Annotated in this window: 14 protein-coding genes; 13 read left to right on the top strand and 1 reads right to left on the bottom strand. The window is 44.2% G+C overall.

From position 1 onward, the window contains the following. Positions 1-177 precede the first annotated feature (177 nt). Positions 178-729 (bottom strand): hypothetical protein, encoded by a 552-nt coding sequence (locus DNH61_RS25150; protein WP_245948323.1) that lies wholly within the window; start codon positions 727-729, stop codon positions 178-180. 107 nt (positions 730-836) lie between these two features. On the opposite strand from DNH61_RS25150, the gene DNH61_RS25155 reads away from it, so the two are divergent. The 13 genes from DNH61_RS25155 (at position 837) to DNH61_RS25210 (ending at position 17,055) form a co-directional block, all read left to right on the top strand. After that, positions 837-1,355, top strand: a complete 519-nt coding sequence (locus DNH61_RS25155) for a hypothetical protein (RefSeq protein WP_111149713.1) — start codon at positions 837-839, stop codon at positions 1,353-1,355. Between the two features lie 244 nt (positions 1,356-1,599). Continuing rightward, a complete protein-coding gene (locus DNH61_RS25160) occupies positions 1,600-4,860 on the top strand; it encodes an S-layer homology domain-containing protein (protein WP_111149714.1) in 3,261 nt (1,086 codons plus the stop codon). Between the two features lie 403 nt (positions 4,861-5,263). Next, positions 5,264-6,025, top strand: a complete 762-nt coding sequence (locus DNH61_RS27085) for an IS4 family transposase (protein WP_281272436.1) — start codon at positions 5,264-5,266, stop codon at positions 6,023-6,025. Then, positions 6,022-6,420: a transposase gene (locus DNH61_RS27090; protein ID WP_281272437.1), complete on the top strand. Its 399-nt coding sequence runs from the start codon at positions 6,022-6,024 to the stop codon at positions 6,418-6,420. Before DNH61_RS27085 ends, DNH61_RS27090 begins: the two co-directional genes overlap by 4 nt. A 706-nt stretch (positions 6,421-7,126) precedes the next feature. Next, positions 7,127-7,291, top strand: a complete 165-nt coding sequence (locus tag DNH61_RS25170) for a thiazolylpeptide-type bacteriocin (protein WP_111149715.1) — start codon at positions 7,127-7,129, stop codon at positions 7,289-7,291. Positions 7,292-7,396: 105 nt separating this feature from the next. Next, on the top strand, positions 7,397-7,501 hold the full coding sequence (locus DNH61_RS26900) for a thiopeptide-type bacteriocin (protein WP_245948332.1): 105 nt from the start codon (positions 7,397-7,399) through the stop codon (positions 7,499-7,501). A gap of 690 nt (positions 7,502-8,191) precedes the next feature. After that, a complete protein-coding gene (locus tag DNH61_RS25180; RefSeq protein ID WP_146241156.1) occupies positions 8,192-9,547 on the top strand; it encodes a hypothetical protein in 1,356 nt (451 codons plus the stop codon). 16 nt (positions 9,548-9,563) lie between these two features. Next, a complete protein-coding gene (locus DNH61_RS25185) occupies positions 9,564-10,862 on the top strand; it encodes an aminotransferase family protein (protein ID WP_111149718.1) in 1,299 nt (432 codons plus the stop codon). Continuing rightward, positions 10,855-11,610, top strand: a complete 756-nt coding sequence (locus DNH61_RS25190; protein WP_111149719.1) for an SDR family NAD(P)-dependent oxidoreductase — start codon at positions 10,855-10,857, stop codon at positions 11,608-11,610. The genes DNH61_RS25185 and DNH61_RS25190 overlap by 8 nt, the downstream gene beginning before the upstream one ends. A gap of 27 nt (positions 11,611-11,637) precedes the next feature. Then, complete coding sequence (locus DNH61_RS25195; protein WP_111149720.1) at positions 11,638-12,327, top strand: ABC transporter ATP-binding protein; 690 nt, start codon at positions 11,638-11,640, stop codon at positions 12,325-12,327. Beyond that, positions 12,285-13,124 (top strand): ABC transporter permease, encoded by an 840-nt coding sequence (locus tag DNH61_RS25200; protein WP_111149721.1) that lies wholly within the window; start codon positions 12,285-12,287, stop codon positions 13,122-13,124. The genes DNH61_RS25195 and DNH61_RS25200 overlap by 43 nt, the downstream gene beginning before the upstream one ends. Before the next feature lie 166 nt (positions 13,125-13,290). After that, positions 13,291-15,918, top strand: coding sequence for a lantibiotic dehydratase (locus tag DNH61_RS25205; RefSeq protein WP_181438875.1), 2,628 nt, complete (start codon positions 13,291-13,293; stop codon positions 15,916-15,918). 18 nt (positions 15,919-15,936) lie between these two features. After that, positions 15,937-17,055: a hypothetical protein gene (locus tag DNH61_RS25210; RefSeq protein ID WP_111149723.1), complete on the top strand. Its 1,119-nt coding sequence runs from the start codon at positions 15,937-15,939 to the stop codon at positions 17,053-17,055. The last annotated feature ends 7 nt before the right edge of the window (positions 17,056-17,062 follow it).

Consider the following 17,062-nt stretch of genomic DNA (forward strand, 5'->3'; position numbering starts at 1 on the left):
TGGATAACTTGTATGTTCATGTAGTTCCAAGTTTAGATAGCAGCTTCAATAGCTTTAGAGAGTTCTGACTCGAAATAATGAGCTGATACCCCGGTGAGCTAAAAAAATAAGCGGTCCCATTCAGGGAACCGCTTATTAAATTTTAGAAGGATTGTAATTATACTGCATTACCCAATCTTAATTCCACAATGTCGAACCCCACCAGCCTTTAGCGATGCTGACAAAGAGGTAGTTTCCGCCCCCTATAGCGGGCAATAGACCTGTATCTATTGTATGAGGAGTATATCTATATAAAGAATAGGTAGCTTTATTTTTTACCCAGACATAATTGTTATAAGTTACACCATTTGATGTTACTGTCTTGCCAAAGTTAATACTAGTAACAGTGCCATCAGGTAACTTTCTAGGATACCCAGTTGCTGGAGCTTCATTATAACGTTTTTTCAAAGTGGCTGTGCCCCCAGAAACCTGAATGTTAAAACCAGCTTTTGTATAATCGTCTCCGCTATCAGCAGCACCATAGCCCATAGCGTAATAGAAACGCCGACTAGAATAAGATACATCCCCAGGCTTTGCTGAAACCAGTGATGATTCTTTTTGTAAAGTGGTGGGAATAACTTTAGGGTTGATTCCCTCACTCTTCGCACTACTAGCAATTGATGATGCTGCATTTATTGTGTCACCCTTAAAATATGTCATTCCGCTGCTGGTTACATAATAAATCAGCACAAACCATGATACACCTTCCTTTTATATGTTATAATTCACTATACTGGTAATTATATACAACTCTACTAATTCCTTTTTTTACCTGATTTTATTTTGGGGGTTATTTTATGAAAGTGTCGAAAGTCTTATTAATTACATATATTCTAGTTTCAACATTAACAGCTTGTTCCGGGGTTAAGACCCAAAACCAACCCGCAAGTACTCATTCGAATTTCACTGAAAGCGAATCAAGTTTAAGTGAAACTAAGCAGATTCCTACAATAGCTTATATATCAATTTATAAGTCGGGATCAAATAAATCACAGCCCGAATTATTTTCGGTGCAGAGTGATGAGAGAATTCTAAAGCATGTGAACGACTGGAAGGGAAGTAGTGTTGCTGCTGCACTTCCTTTAGTAGAGAATATCGATCGTATTTATATTTTTCAGTATGATTATGAAATGAACGGCACCTCGACCGCTGAATACTATATGTACATCATTGATTCGGAGGGAAATGATTATATTAAGGAATTTAAGTATAGCGAGGCTTTCCAGAATACTACCGATAAGGAACGGATCTTAGCCCAAATTGGTTCAGATAATTGGTTCAAGGTTTCTCCGCGATCTAAGCTGCTAGAACCATGAACTAACCATCTGGAAGATGATTGGCTCAGACCCCTGAATAATGAACAGCTGCGGTTATCGAACCCCGGCCCGTTCCCTGATGAACGGCCGGGGTTCTTGGTGGTACGCGTTAACTGTCGGAGCCCTACAACGTGATCAACAATGTTCTATTATATTCGGTTGCGGGCTGTTCAGTGTGACAAAATTAATATACAATTCTTGCATACTAATATTTGTTCATTGTGCGGAAGGCAGGGGTTGAAGGTTGAAGGCGAGACTAATTTATCAAAAGAAAATAATATGGACGCTTATTATAGCGATACTGCTAACCGCGTATGCCGTACCGGCGGGAGCAGCGGACCGTTTGACCGGGAGTCAGCAGGTTTCCCCGTATGAGGGAGCATACCTGGATTATCAGCCTCTCGCTAATGGAGGTTATATTGCATCTGGAGGCTATCAGGTTGCAGACTTGTCCGGGGCTGCTTTTATCTCGATGATCGGGAGCGATCATTCGCAAAGGATACGGACGGACTTTATAGGAAGTGGATTGCCGGCTATCCACTATGTACGGGAAACCTCCAGAGGGACGTATCTGTTTGCCGGTACACGAGATGACCAGATGCTCTATGGGGAACTAGACAGCGGGTTCAATATCGTGTGGCTGGAAGAGAAAGTTCCGGGCGGGAGAGCATTGGGAATCCGTGAGCTTGCGGACGGAAGCTTCATGATTGCAGGCTACACGACTGGTAATAGCGGCGATGTGGTAATTGTAACCAAAAATGCGAGCAGCAGTATCGCGCATACCTTCGTAAAGCCTGGGCGGCAGTACGTATATGATGCGCTTCCTGCTTCGGATGGCGGCATGATACTGGTCGGGACGACTGGGGATGGAATGGTCACAAAGGGTTTCATACAGAAGCTGACCGCTTCCTTGATGGTTGACTGGGAGAAGGAAATCGTCGCAACCGAAGGGGACGGAACCTCAGAATTTCGTTACACTACCTTGCAAGGCATCCGTTATGACAGACAGAACAGCGGATATATTGTGACAGGGAATGTGATGGGGAGTTCTGGCGGGGTGCAGAATATGCTGTTCCTTCGAATGAATCTTAATGGCGATACGGATTGGCTGAACATATACGACAGGCCCGGAGCTCAGCTGGGTTCCGATGTCATAGCAACAGCAGACGGCGGCTATCTGATTGCGGGGGGGAACAACAACCAGACAGGCTTTGTCGTAAAGACGGATGAGAATGGCGTCAAGCAGTGGGAAAAGGATCTTCCGGGCACAGGAAATCTGCATACCGCTTTGCAGCTTCCAGACGGCAGCTTTCGGCTGGCCGGGGGGACGAACCAAGGCAGCTTATACAGTCTGTGGGTTGGCGAGCCGAATGGACTCTCGATCGATGATAACCTGAACCGGTTATACGGCCTGGATACCCGCATGGAATATTCGCTTGATGGAGGCGCTGCATACCAAGCGTACAACCCGGCGGCGGAGCCTTTGTTCCCGGGTGATCAGGTAGTGCTGGTCCGGTATAAACGGGACCCGGCAGCCGGATTTGAAGCAGGCGTCCCGGCCTCCTATACATTTACCCAAAACCCGCTTACAGCAGCCAGCATTCTGCCTCTTAGGGAGATTTTGGTCGGATACGGAGCTCCATTATCGGCTGCAGAGCTTCCTGCCTCCGTAGATGTCAAGCTGAGTGATGGATCGACCGTGCATGTGCCGGTGCAATGGGATCAGGGATCGCCGGTCTATAACCCGCTAAGGTCTGGGTTCTATAATTTCACCGGGGAAGTGGAGATGCCGGCGGGGGTAAGCAATCCGATGAATCTGAAGGCGTCTGTTCTTGTCCGGGTCAGCTACAGAGTGGTGGAATCCTTTAGCGCTCTGCCGGATATTGATGTCCCGTACGGGACGCCGCTGTCCGAGCTTCCCTTGCCCGAGCAGGCGGAAGTGACGTTTGCCGACGGCGGGCGATTGATGGTAGATGTAGTAATCTGGGAGAACGAGGAACCGGTCTATAATCCGAGCAAGCCGGGCGAGTATCAATTTACAGGCATACCAAGGCTGCCGGAAGGGACAATGGGCTGGTTAGATGTGCTGCCATCGGTACGGGTTATCCTGGGGGAACAGCCGCAAGTACCGGAAGCTCCGGAAACACCGGAAGAGCCGGAAGCACCGGAAGCACCGGCGATGACCATGACAGGGATTGAAGCCGAAGCTTCATCCTACCAGCTGAAAATTGGCGAGACCTACCAGACGGTTGTGTCTGCGGTATATTCGGATGGCAGCCGTCAGATGATTGACAGAGAGTCAGCTGTCTATCGGTCTTCTGATACGAAGATTGCCGATGTACAGGCTAACGGGCTTGTGACGGGCCGTTCTCCGGGCCGTGCATTAATAACGGCTTCTTATCAGGGCTATGAGGCGGAAATCCCCGTTAACGTGCAGGCAGCCGAAGCTGGCCCTGGTACAGGCTCAGGATCAGGCTCTGGATCAGGAACTGTAAGCTACGCACCCTCTAATCCGAACCTGGTTTCCTCAGCATGTGTGGGCGTATCCTGTACGATAAGCTATGGCCATGAGGTGCGTATTGAGGTACCGGAAGCTGCCAAGGATGGCGATTTCATTCTTTCTATTGAGAAAATCAGCCTGCCGCCCGGAATCATCATTCCTGATTCTATGAAGCTGATAAGTCCTGTGTTCGAATTGCTTAGGAACCCGGATCGTGCGTTTAAGCAGCCAGTCACACTGCACTTTGCTTTCCGGGCAGATGAACTGCAAGAGGGGCAGAGAGCCGGCCTGTTCTACTATGATGAAGAGTCCAGGAAATGGATAGAGGTAGAGGGCCAGGCAGAGGGGACTAAGTATGTGGCAAAAGTGGATCATTTTACTAAATTTGCTGTGTTTGCAGTCCCCGATAAGGTCCAGCCTGCAGACGAACAGCCGCAGCCTGAGTCATCGCCGGGTTCTCAGCCTGAGCACGTCTTCCGTGATACGGCAGGCCACTGGGCGGAAGCGCTGATCAGGGAAGCCGCAGCCAAGGGGATCGTCTCGGGTTATCCGGATGGTACTTATCAGCCGAATAAATCCGTAACTCGTGCTGAATTTATCGTTATGCTGATGCGTTCACTTGGCGGGGCGGATACACCTCGGGCGGGCAAGGTGTCATTCAAGGATGACAACTCCATTAAGGACTGGGCACAGCCTTATGTGTCCGCTGCTGCCGAAATGGGAATTGCTGGTGGCTATCCGGATGGCACCTTCCGGCCGGATGAGCCTGTTACGAGAGCGGAGATGACAGCGATGGTTGTCCGCGCATGGCAGCTGGCGGAAGCAGGCGATAGCCAGCCAGATTTCCTGGACGCTGCGAGCATTCCAGCGTGGGCGAAGAACGCATCCGCTGCCGCTCAGCAGCACGGGATTATGGAGGGCCGCAGCGGTGGGAGATTTGAACCGCATGCGTTTACCACCCGGGCGGAGGCAGCGGCCGTACTGCTGCGGGTGCTCAGGAGCTGAGTTACTCTTTGGTTTTGTATCAATTTACCTGCAATATAACTTCCCAATACTGCTACACCTAAAACTAAACAAAATCTGCTACTGGCAAAGGACCGTCCAGTTGTGCTGCTGCTCCTAATGTTACTAGTCTTGAAGCTAATTGAGACTCAGTCATATAAAGCCCTGCAGTTCTTACAGCAGCAACTCCTTGAGCTTGTGCTGCTAAAGGAGTGTATGGACCATATCCGTCTACATAACTTGGAGTTACTATGTTATTAGCACTTTGTTGGGGAAGCACTAGCGTTGCATTAATATTACCAAAATCTTCAAAACTTTCAGTTATCGGGCTTTTAGAGCATAAAAAAATCCTTTACAATGAAAACGGAAGGTAGTCCCTGTCCATAATCCACTGAAAGGATAGCGCATGGAAAAGGATACCCTATTTTCTACATTTGGTAAATGGCTTTCGCCAATTTGTTCAAAAATGTTCAAAAACCAGATAGCGAAATCCGGTCAGGACAAGTATGTAAAGAAGCTTACCACCCTCGCCTACGTCAAGTTATTCTTGCATGCTCAGCTGCAGCAGCGCGAAGGGCTGCGAGAGATTGCCGACGACGTTCTGAGTAAGGAATTTCAGCGGGAATTGGGCTTGGAATCGATCTCTGCAGCGCAGTTATGCCGCAAGCATAGTCGGGTAGATCCGGACCTGCTCCAGCAGATTTTCGAGCGGCTGGCGAAGCAGATTTTGTCCAAGCATGGCTGTTCGTTTGCAGACCGCAAAGCACTTCGGATTATCGACTCGACCACCGTTGCCCTTTGCTTGCAGCGGTACAAGTGGGCCGACTTTCGAAAGACAAAGGCCGGGATAAAACTTCACCTGCGACTTGCTTTTGCAGATGCTCATGAGGCCCTGCCAGAGAAGGCGACCATTACGACAGCCAGGAAAAATGACCGGACACAGATGGACGATCTCATCGACGAAGAAGGGATCACGTATGTGTTTGACCGCGGATATGTGGACTACAGGATATTTGATCGCTACTGCTCGGACGGGATATACTTCGTGACTCGCTTGAAGGAGAACGCGGTGATTGAACCGCTCCAATCGCTTGAAATTCCAGAGGGCAGCAAGGTCACCATGGATGAATGGGTGCTGTGCTGGTCGGTTCCGGATAAAAGCGGATGAAGCACAAGCTTCGGATGGTGGAAACCACCGACTCCCAAGACAATTTGCTCATTCTGCTCACCAACCGTTTCGATCTGTCTTGCGACGAAATCAGTGAGATGTACCGCAGCCGCTGGGCCATTGAGACCTTCTTCAAATGGATGAAGCAGCATCTGAAGATTAAGCATTTCTATGGAACAAGCGAACAGGCCATGCACAACCAGGTTTGGCTGACACTTATTGCTTTTTGCCTGCTTATGCTGTCCAAACTGGACGCGAATGTAGCGAACTCCCGTCTGCAGATCCAGAGATGGCTGAAAGCTCTGATTTGGAAGCTTTATGCACAGGGGATCGGGCGGATGAAGCGAAAACCGAGCCGCAAGTCGGCAGGACGAAGACAGTTAGAACCCACGTAACCAAGCTGGCCCGAAATGCGTTGTGTGATGCAAAAGCCAAGTGATTATACATAAATCACCAAATGTACAGGACTACCTTTAATGGCTGCTCGACCTTTTGGTTTTAATGGAAGAAACTAATTGTCTGAATTGTCTGCCAAAGTTTTATACAACGCTAGTGTACGTACGTGCATAATAACCCGGTATTCTGTTTTTTACGAGGTAAAACTCAAAAATATGGGAATTAGGAACAAATCAGCAAGAAAGTCCGCCCTCAAAGTCAAGAGCGAAGGTGCGCTTTCTATGGGTGTTTGGCGAGAAAAAGAGTTTTTTGAAAGGCTCTGATGTTCCGCACTGATTAGGAAGTTAATTATCATCACAATTTTCATCAAAGCAGAACATTGTTACTAGTAGCATGATTAATTACTAGTATCGCCAATGACGGCTTGTAACATGAAGTGCGCATCGAGCTACATTGGTATGTCTATGTTGCGGGTGAGCTTGGCTTGGTTAAGGTCATCGGCAAGTTAGATCTGCTCATAGTGACATTTTCCCAGAGTATATCTCATGAGATTATCCCAGCCCGCGACAAACTTTTATAGCGATACTACAAATCTTTGTAAAAGTAGGTTGACAGATTACAATAAGTTACTTAAACTGGAAACTGTCAGATGTCAACTTTTGCTAGTGGAGATTTCCTAAATGAAATGTTAGGAGGTGAAAGCATATGGAAAAAAACATGACTGCATTGGTGGATGAGGAGTTGTCATTTGAAATCATTGAACTGGAGGACATCACGGCTTTACCTGAAACGGCGGCATCCAGTGGTAGTTCTAGCAGTGATACTTGTTCTACTTGCGGCTCATGCTCTTGCTCATCTTGTTGCACGTAGTAGATCAAGAATTTAAGATTAAGAGGGAGGTTGGTTTTTGTGGAAAATACTAAAACGGTAAGTGTATTGGATGATCTTACTTTCGAAATTATTGAGCTAGATGACGTGACTGCTCTTCCAGAAACGGCGGCATCCAGTGGTAGTTCCAGCAGTGACACTTGCTCTACTTGTGGATCATCTTCTTGCTCATCCTGTTCTTCTTGCACTTAAAGCCAGACTGCTTAGCAGAAACATCAAACACTCCAGTCAGGATATCTCTGTTTTCCATTCCGATCACCGCCTCACCGAGAAACTACTACATTAAAACACGCCTGTTGATTATCCAAAAGAAGGTATCTAATGACGACAATCAAATCCGGGTCGTGACCAATCTGACTTACGTAATCCTAAAATGGCTGTATGATCATTCAAAATCGTCCATTATCCCTTGCACGATCATGCCGTTCGTCCATTTCACGGAACGATAGGGCATAATCATCTACAAGTCGAATGGATCATCGCTATGACTAAAGCGTTGGAATAGCACGTTTTTTTTGTTGAGCCTTCTTAACCTAGTATCTGGTTAATTAACAGATATGACATTAAAATTTGTTTTGACAGTGTCGGAACAATGTCTTTATTCATTAATCTTCAATTAATTGGTTTAGTTATAGTAACACATATTTCCATAAAATGTAGACATAGTGAATCAGTAAGGGGCTGGTGCAATCCTTGGTGTTGCATTGGCTCTTTATTTCTAAAATAATTTGGATAACTGCCTTGTTGTCCGAGGAGATGACTAGATTGACTTGTAGGAAGTTATATCTAGCGATAGTGCCAGGAGACAATGGATTACTCAATATAAGCACTTTTCTATGCGACGAAAGTGAATTGAAGGATTCGTTTGAAGTGTTTAATAAGATGAAACAACAGCCGATCAGAACAAATTATGATTTGCTGCGAATGATCAAACGGTCCTTTTCCGATAAGACGGTGATTCTAGCGGCGGGGCAAGGTCTCCAAGTAGCAGAGACTTTGTTGAGGTTGATAGAAAGCTATGCTCCATCTATAAGAGCGGACCTGGTTGAAATTCCTTCCTATCATCCCGTTCTTAGAAATAAGCCTCAGAACTTTACTGCGTTTGAAACCTATTGGAACGGATTTCGTTGTTTTGTCTCCGGATTATATCCGGACCAAGCTCGAAATAACGGTATTAAGCATATTTATGTAGAACCAAGTTTGGAAAGAAGTTCTAGGGTACTGGATCAATATGCACTGGAACAGAGTGTGAACTCGGGAGTCATCTGGCATGAATCTGTCGGCGGAGGGTTCAAGGGAGTAGTCACTACCAAGGTGTGTCTTGAAGAAGGTCGCCATGCAGTCGAGATGAGTGCCTGGGGCAAAGCAGATAAAAAACATTTTGCGGTTTATTCATATCGGAACTACAGTGAAGTTTGGGACACTTCTGAAATGGATAGACAGGAAATCCTTTTAACGATTTCTTCGCAGGAGGATTTTTCCTCATTTGATCAGCATGTAAGGCACATCAAGAAAAGCGGCCTGATGCTTGAGCTTGATTCCAAGGTCCTTTTAAAAGATGAATGTATGTGGAGGGGACCTAGTGAGTGCACTTTTACTGAGGGTATTCGCGTCTCCTTTAAGATAGATGAGAAGTTTTTCGGTACCCCGGTATGCTATGACGCATCCAAGGGCAATAGCAAACCCTTGAGCGAGAAGGAGAGAACCAAAGTCCTTCAGGAGGCTTTTATTCAAAGAAATTGCGCAGGATGTAGTGTTCGGGATACGTGCTCAAAATGTGTGACATTTCTTGAAGATTCCATCATTCAACAATTCTTCTGTGAGTTGCGAAGGAATAATCGATATGTTTCGGAGTATATCGCGGTCAAAAATATTATGAAAGCATTTATATACTCGTTTGGTGGTAAGACGCAGCGCGATGAACAATTGATGTTTACAACTCCTGATCGAACTCATTGGGTTCGCCTTCAAGGCAACGAACATCATTATATCTCCAGACGATTTCTGATATTTGAATTCAGACAGCAGCAATACGTGTACAACAAAGACGCCCTAAAATATTTCAGAATCAACCGTCTTGCTGCCGTTTTGTTGGAAGCGTTCCATTTTACAGACAATATCGTAGATGTCCAGCGATGGATTTGCGGGGATTATCCTATTGATCGAGACACACTCGTTCGCATCTTAGATGAACTAAATAAGAAGTTACAACTGTCGTTACCCATATATATGTCATGATAGTCATGGAGGAGCGATGATAGATAATCCGATCATTCACCCATTCTTAGCTTCTAAAGATGAGCATATATTAACGAATATCCTTAAAGCGGAACGCATTTATGTATATGACTCGGATGGTAAGCAGTATATCGACGCCATGGGCGGATTGTGGAATATGATTCTTGGTTACCAGAACGAAGAAGTTATAACATCGATTTACGAGCAGATGAGAATGGTTCCATTCATCAACATGTGGTGCAGTACGAACGAGACGACGATTCGCTTAGCCAATCGATTGCTGTCGGCTGCGGGGGGCAACTTCAATAAGGTGATGTTTACGTGTTCGGGATCGGAATCAATTGAGTTGGCGATCAAGTTGATTCGTAAATACCATTACGACAAGGGCAATCGTCAAAAAAAATACATAGCAGTTTTTGATTCTTCGTATCATGGCGGGTATTATGGATCGTTAACTGCAACAGGGTTGGAAAGGGGGCATTTTGAGCCGCTTGGCCCTATGCTTCAAGGCTTTATCTATTTGCCCGTGCCGTTTACTCGTAAGGATAGACACTCACTACTTGAGCATCTCCTTTTTCTTGAACATTTCTTTGAAGAGAATGGGCACCGCTTGGGTGGGATCATAGTTGAACCCGTATTGGGATCGGCAGGAGTCATACCAATTCCGGAACAATATTTTCAGCGAATGCAGGTGCTGTGCCTGAAGCACGATGTCATCCTTGCTTTGGATGAAGTGTCCACTGGGTTATACCGAACCGGACCGCTTTTCAATTATCAATCGTATAGGGGACTCGAACCGGACTTACTTTGTTTATCAAAAGGGCTTAGCGGTGGGTATCTCCCACTCGGAACAGTGCTTTTGAGCAAAAAGATCAGCGTGGTCATTGAGCATGAAGCTTTCGCCCACCTGTCGACACAAAACGGTAACCCTGCTTGCTGTATGGCTGCTCTAAAAGTATTAGACATTTTGGAGCGGGGGAACTATGAAACGGTGGTTAAGGAGAAATCGATCTACTTTCGCAGCAAACTAAAAATTTTGGAACAGCAATTTCCGATCATTACGGATATCAGAATTCACGGATTAATGATTGCGATTGAAATAAAAAAGCAATCGGAAACACTTCGTTTTGAAGAAGTGTGGGAGATGATGCTAGTCTTGAAACATAAGGGATTGTTGGTTTATCCATTCAGTTCCAAGTACTCGGCAGGGTTAATGATAATGCCGCCATATATTATCGAGTATCAAGAAGTGGATCATATCATAGATATATTAGTGCAATTCTTTGGAGAGTTGGTGAACATCGGGGATGGCTGAATTTACAGCTTTAATTACAGGAGGTGCCAGTGAAATTGGCCAAGAGATCATCCGGTTAATCTATCACAGTCGCAACTATAACATTATTATTACTGAGACATTGAATTTGATACAAGAAGCTAGACAATATGCCGAGAGCTTGAAAAGTCCCGAATACGGATTCATTGAGGTCTATGAACTAGATTTTGAACAAGATGGATCTATTTCTAGCTTCATAAATCAGATTAAAGGTAGGCATACGATCAATAGTCTGATTCATGTTGCAGGTATTAATATTATGAAGGACTTCTTTGAGTGGCGATTAGAAGAATGGGAGAAGGTCATGAGAATCAATGCCACGAGTAGTTTTTTCCTGGCCCAGGAGGTGGCTCAACTCATGATCCAAAAGCAGGTTGAAGGGTCGATTGTATTAATTTCATCTCAACATGGCGTCGTTGCTAATTATGAGCGGGTACCTTATTGCGTAAGTAAAGGAATGATCATCCAACTTACTAAAGCTCTTGCGCTGGAATTGGCTCATCACCGTATAAGAGTAAACTGTGTATCCCCGACCTTTGTGTTAACGGAGAGGAATCGGTCCAAGTTGGAGAACTCGTGGTTTCAGAAGGAAGCGTTGGCGAATATCCCGTTGCAAAAATATGCGCTTCCGATTGATGTGGCGAATGGTGTTGTGTTCCTTAATGGAGAAACAGCCCGGATGGTTACGGGACACAACTTGATGATAGACGGCGGATGGACAATACGATGACTATAGCTAGGAGGGGATGATCGTTATATGATCTATATTAATGATTTGAAAATGAAGTATGGCTCTAAGGATGTGCTGAAGGGCGTAAACTTGACTATAAAAAACGGCGAGTTTGTAGGCTTGATCGGCAGGAATGGATCCGGCAAATCAACACTGGTAGATCTCATATGTCAGGTGAAGAAGGCGGAAGGAGGAAGTATAAATTACGATTTTGACAAAAAAAGGATGTATGAGCATGTCGGTGTTCAGACGCAGAATGCGGAATTTGATACAAGACTGAAAGTAAAAGACATCTGTGTCCTTTGGCAGCACATATACCCGGGTAAATGTGAAGGAGTTGATGAGCTCCTAGAACTGCTAGATTTGAAGGAAGTGTATCATCAAGGGACGGGTACGCTGTCAGGGGGGCAGAAGCAAAAGCTAAATATTCTGCTGGCACTCATTCACAATCCTGACTTGGTTATATTGGATGAGTTGACGACTGGTTTGGATGCTATCAGCCGAGCAGAAGTACAAAAGTTTCTGAAAATGCTGAACCGTGAGAGAAAAAAGACGATCTTCATGGTAAGCCACTACATGGATGAAGTCGAGACTTTATGTGATAGGGTATGTGCACTTAAAGACGGAGTGATTTTTGCAAATGGAACCCCAGCGGAGTTGATGGAGAGATTTGAATGTTCGACGATGCAGCAATTTGCGGAGAGGTGCTTGGTATGAGAGCTGAAACAAAGACGGCACATCAGAGTACGGTGGTAGGACGGGGTACCAACGTAAGCAGGATTAAAGGATTATTCAAAATAGAACTGAAGTTGCTGTTGAAACAGCCGATAATCCTGATATTTGGAATATTGGGGCCAATTGCCTTTTTGGTCATGCAGACAGAAATAATTGGTAATATGGTGAGCTTTCAGGAAACAGAAGTGTCGATTGTCGATTTGGCTCTGCCGATGTTCACAATGATGTCGATTGCAGTTCTTGGAGTTGGCAATGTAGGCATTGGCATGGCCTACACAAGGTTAATAAAATTTTTGAAAAGGCTAAGACTGACGCCTGTCAAAAAGACTGATTATATTCTTGCAAATTTCTTGGTGCAGTTGATTATGGCTATACTGACAACTTTCGTCTTGCTCATTGTAGTCGTGACTGTTTACTCAGTCGACTTGACCGACCGGAATTTATTTATGTTTTTTTCCATTTTATTTTTGAACTTTTTAATGTGTTATTTTCTCGGATTGTTGATTGGAAGTATATTTGAAGACCCGAAGACATCTCAATCAATGGCAATGGTTGTTTATTTCGCCTTAGTATTCCTTGGGGGTTTTACGTTTCCGATCGAAATGATGCCGGAGTTCATGCAGTATATTTCGTATGTGACTCCGACGACACATGCGGTGAAGCTGTTGCAGTTTGCATGGAATGGTACAAACCTGTTTGCTGACTATCACTTCATAGTGGTTGTGCTTGCTACAAGCATATTCGGCATACTTGGGTTTCGCTTTTTTAAATTTAATTAGGATGGGTTAAGGTCCATCTACATGACATCATATAACTGATTTTGGGACGCGGTTTTCCACGCAGGGGACAGCCGACAGGCGGAAAGTTCATGTTGTCTTCGGGAAAGGAGTTTGGTTTGTTGTAGTAAGTCTTCCCATATAAAAGATGAGAGTAGGAGTGCTATTCATGCGAACACTACGGTCCCCAATGATTCTGATTAGGCAGACGGCACTGCCTGCATCATATAGCTATCGATTGGGCAACATCAGCTATTATCAAGGCGTTCAGGAATTGGGACGAGCAATGGAAACTGTGGAGAACGAAAAGAGTTTGGTTACAAAGTTAATCATAGAGCAGGTGAAATATGCTGAGAGCGATGAGGATAGAAAGCTCATGATTAATTTAAAGAGAGATATACATAATTTGCGTAGGAGACTTGTCCATGTGATTGAAAGCCACCATGAAGTGTGGTGCAAATACGAACTGGACAAGGCTTTGCGGCAGTTTTTGCGGACATATTGCTTAAGTGTGGAGAAGGAAGAGGTGTTAAAGCAACAATATGAAGATATGATCATCACTGATCGAACCATCCTTCAGGATTCAGTTTACGAACGTCCAGATCTGTTCGACGCGCTTAAATTTATTCATCCAACTATAATGGATAAATTAAGAGGTTATCTCAGAACACCGATCCAAGAACATACTGCTAAGCTGAGAAAGTTGGATTCAACCTTAGCCAAGGTGTTGACAAGAGCCTCACATAAGACAAGCCCATTCAGTACATTAACTTATGTAGGAGTAGGGTATTGGCACGAAGGAAAGCAGGATTATGAGGTATATGATCACGACAACCGCTTTACAGTAACACGATTTAATCAGGCTTATATCTTGAGACTGTTTGATAGACTACGCAATATGCGTGAGTTCAAGCAAGTAATGAAATACCGCTTGGCTGACACGTTGGTTCTGTTGAATGAAAAGTTCTACTGGACAGTACTGATTGACCAGCCGGAAATCAGAAAAAAAATATATAGAACGACGGACAGTTTAGTTACTGTAAACGCTTCCGCTTTGTTGAAGTCTTTCTATGAAACATTTGAAGACCGTAATGAGTTTAGTATGGAAGATTTTTTTCGGTTTTTTCAGGATATGTCGTATCCTGATGATAAACTTGAATCGTTGTTCGACAACCTGTACGAAAGACAGTTTATCGTCACGAAAACACATATTAGGCAGCAGTCCGAATGCATAGTTGAAGAGTGTATAGCAACCATCGAGTTACTGGATATACAGGAGCATAATCCGTTAATTAATGAGGTGCTGTCGGGACTTCGAAAGATTAAGGATCATCTCGTGATGATTGACCGTGTCAGAGGAAAAGATCAATATGAGAGTTATCGACAGATCGAGCAGTTATTTATTGAATTGTGCGATAACCTGCAGCTAAAGCATATGGATTCGAAGCAGCTATTGTATCAGGATGGGATGACTAGGGACAGGATTGAGCTGAGCACCGATCGCTGGGCGTTGATTCTACGATCTTTGGAGAAGTTTCAGCAGTTTGCCAAGATGTTTGATATATCGTTTCAACTGCAAATGATCGTTGCTCAGGCATTCCATAACCATTTTGGAGAAAGGAGAGTCAAAGTAAGTATGCAGGGCGACGAAATTCTGGATGTCGTCCTGCAGGAGATTATATCCCATCGTGATATATGGCAGCTCCAGTTAAGGAAGCATGATACCTCATACGGAATTCACGAAGTGGATACGTTAAACGTTCTGAAGAACAAATTTTTGGATTCAATAACTAAGACTGAGATTTTCTCTCAAACTGAGATCCATCTAGATGAAGACACGATCCAGGATTATATAGATCAGTTTCCGCAGATATTGAGAAAGCATGAGCAATCGAATAGTTTTTTCATTCAGAAGGCAGATGCTCATCCCGAACAAGTTGTACTCAACCAATTCTATACGGGGTACTTGGTGTTTTACCTGCGTTTCATCAGCAACCTTCCAGACACATTGACTCATCCGGAGGTCGAGGCATATATCCAGAATGCAATCAAGAAGAGAAACATGACTGATATTTATTTGAGTTACGGCTTCAATGCGAATATACGGCCTCCAATCACTGATCGCACGATCCAGTTACCTAACAATCGCAATGTAGACGAAACGTCATTTCAAACAACCCATTCCTGGGAGCAGTTGGAATTCCAATATAATCCTCTCACTAAGAAAATAGAGTTATTCGTGGAGAATGAGAGGATTCATGTTACCTTTTTAGGCACACTAATGACTAGGCTTATACCTTCGGTAGCGGCAAGTCTGCATCTGCTATCCTTTAATGCAATTTTCACCAAAGATATAGGATACGCTGTCTTGGAGCATTGTATAGGCAATGATGAACCGTTTGTTGTTAAGAGAGTGCCGAGAATTGTATTTAATCGTAATTTGATTCTGTCACGAGAACGCTGGCTGATTCAAACTGAACATTTGAGGGAGATCGTAAAACTTGAAGGGTATGAAATGAATAAGTGCCTCATCCAGTTCCTGTTGCAATACGGAATACCGCTCCATGCGTTTGTATTCCCCTATCTCTCTGGCAATGATGAGGCGGCTCAAAATGATGTAAATGCAGAGAAGCCTCAGTATGTCAATTTTTCAAGTCCGATACTTGTTGATCTGTTCATTCGGTTAGTTAAGGGACATCCTTATATTGTGATTGAAGAAGTGCTTCCGGATCAATCGGATCGTAGCAGTGGGCATGTTCAGGAATATGTATTTGAAATGACTGCATTACAAGCATAAAGTGAGGTGAGAGCAGATATGATGACATTGAGGAACACTTATGAAGTGACAGTATACATATATGATAGTGAAATGTTGAATCATGTCTTGGCGCAGACCGTGCAATTATTGAATAAATATCCTTCCAACAGAGGGAAATTCATCATCCAAAAGGGGTGGGTATACGGTCCGCATTTTAAAGTTATCAGTCTTGCGGATGAATCAGGGACCACGGATAGGAACAAATTTTTTCAATACATAAGGGAAATCGTGACGGAATACGAGAAGGTCACGATAGAAGTAGACTATGAACGGAAAGCTAAAATCACATCAACTGTTGCGCTTCTTGAGAATTACAAAGGAGAATATTTACCGTTAAAAAAGCACTTGACGGTAGAGTCGGGACCGTTTGACGAGAACCAGATTCAAAGTATTTTTGAAACGGACATCTATCTTGAGATTGAGAGCAGAAAGACCGAATACTTCTTGGATGCTTACAGCTACTATCATTCGCTGGACGAGCATAGGAAAGAAATTTTTTTAGTCAAGCTGATGACAATTCTGACCGATATCCGTGAGAAGGGAAATGATCCCGCGGAAGGAGGCATCAGGTATGGTTATCTAACATATAAATCTCACTATGAGGGATTCTTAAGTCAAGTTAAAAGCAAAGGCAACACAAAAATATTAGAGGAACTTAAAGAAGATTCGCCTGCCATACTGAGGTTCGTCGAGGAGCAATTTGACTCGTATTTTGTCAGCTTACGAAGCGGATTTAAAGATTACGAGGAAGCGGACAAGTCTCTGCTTCTCGCGTGGAAGGAACTAATTGATCATATGATTGACGTTTACGGAGAGACAATCCGATTGGATAAGGTGAAAATGAACGAATTTCAGACTCTAAACCGTTTTTTTGAGCAGAACAAAGAAGAACTGAGTGAGTTCCACCAGGATATTCAGAAAAATGAAGATCTCAATGCCTTTCTGCAAGGGACGCAGTTCATGAAGTATCGATTTGCAGTCAATTCATTTTACAGGATGCTGCCCTTGTATGGCGTGTCGCCGCTACGTAAGCATAAGCTATGCAAATATGTCGTACAAGCAGTTGAAAGTTATTTCGATATTGACCACAAGGAAGTCATGCAGGAATTTGGTTGAAAGGAGA

This window comes from Paenibacillus sambharensis (assembly GCF_003233845.1).
In the GTDB taxonomy this organism is placed as follows: domain Bacteria; phylum Bacillota; class Bacilli; order Paenibacillales; family Paenibacillaceae; genus Paenibacillus_I; species Paenibacillus_I sambharensis.

What these genes read in the sequence shown, in the direction of transcription:
- DNH61_RS27090 (WP_281272437.1), top strand. Translation starts at nt 6,022, where the DNA reads ATGAAGCACAAGCTTCGGATGGTGGAAACCACCGACTCCCAAGACAAT.
- DNH61_RS25190 (WP_111149719.1), top strand. Translation starts at nt 10,855, where the DNA reads ATGGCTGAATTTACAGCTTTAATTACAGGAGGTGCCAGTGAAATTGGC.
- DNH61_RS25155 (WP_111149713.1), top strand. Translation starts at nt 837, where the DNA reads ATGAAAGTGTCGAAAGTCTTATTAATTACATATATTCTAGTTTCAACA.
- DNH61_RS25200 (WP_111149721.1), top strand. Translation starts at nt 12,285, where the DNA reads ATGTTCGACGATGCAGCAATTTGCGGAGAGGTGCTTGGTATGAGAGCT.
- DNH61_RS25185 (WP_111149718.1), top strand. Translation starts at nt 9,564, where the DNA reads ATGATAGATAATCCGATCATTCACCCATTCTTAGCTTCTAAAGATGAG.
- DNH61_RS25180 (WP_146241156.1), top strand. Translation starts at nt 8,192, where the DNA reads ATGAAACAACAGCCGATCAGAACAAATTATGATTTGCTGCGAATGATC.
- DNH61_RS25205 (WP_181438875.1), top strand. Translation starts at nt 13,291, where the DNA reads ATGCGAACACTACGGTCCCCAATGATTCTGATTAGGCAGACGGCACTG.
- DNH61_RS25210 (WP_111149723.1), top strand. Translation starts at nt 15,937, where the DNA reads ATGATGACATTGAGGAACACTTATGAAGTGACAGTATACATATATGAT.
- DNH61_RS27085 (WP_281272436.1), top strand. Translation starts at nt 5,264, where the DNA reads ATGGAAAAGGATACCCTATTTTCTACATTTGGTAAATGGCTTTCGCCA.
- DNH61_RS25195 (WP_111149720.1), top strand. Translation starts at nt 11,638, where the DNA reads ATGATCTATATTAATGATTTGAAAATGAAGTATGGCTCTAAGGATGTG.
- DNH61_RS25170 (WP_111149715.1), top strand. Translation starts at nt 7,127, where the DNA reads ATGGAAAAAAACATGACTGCATTGGTGGATGAGGAGTTGTCATTTGAA.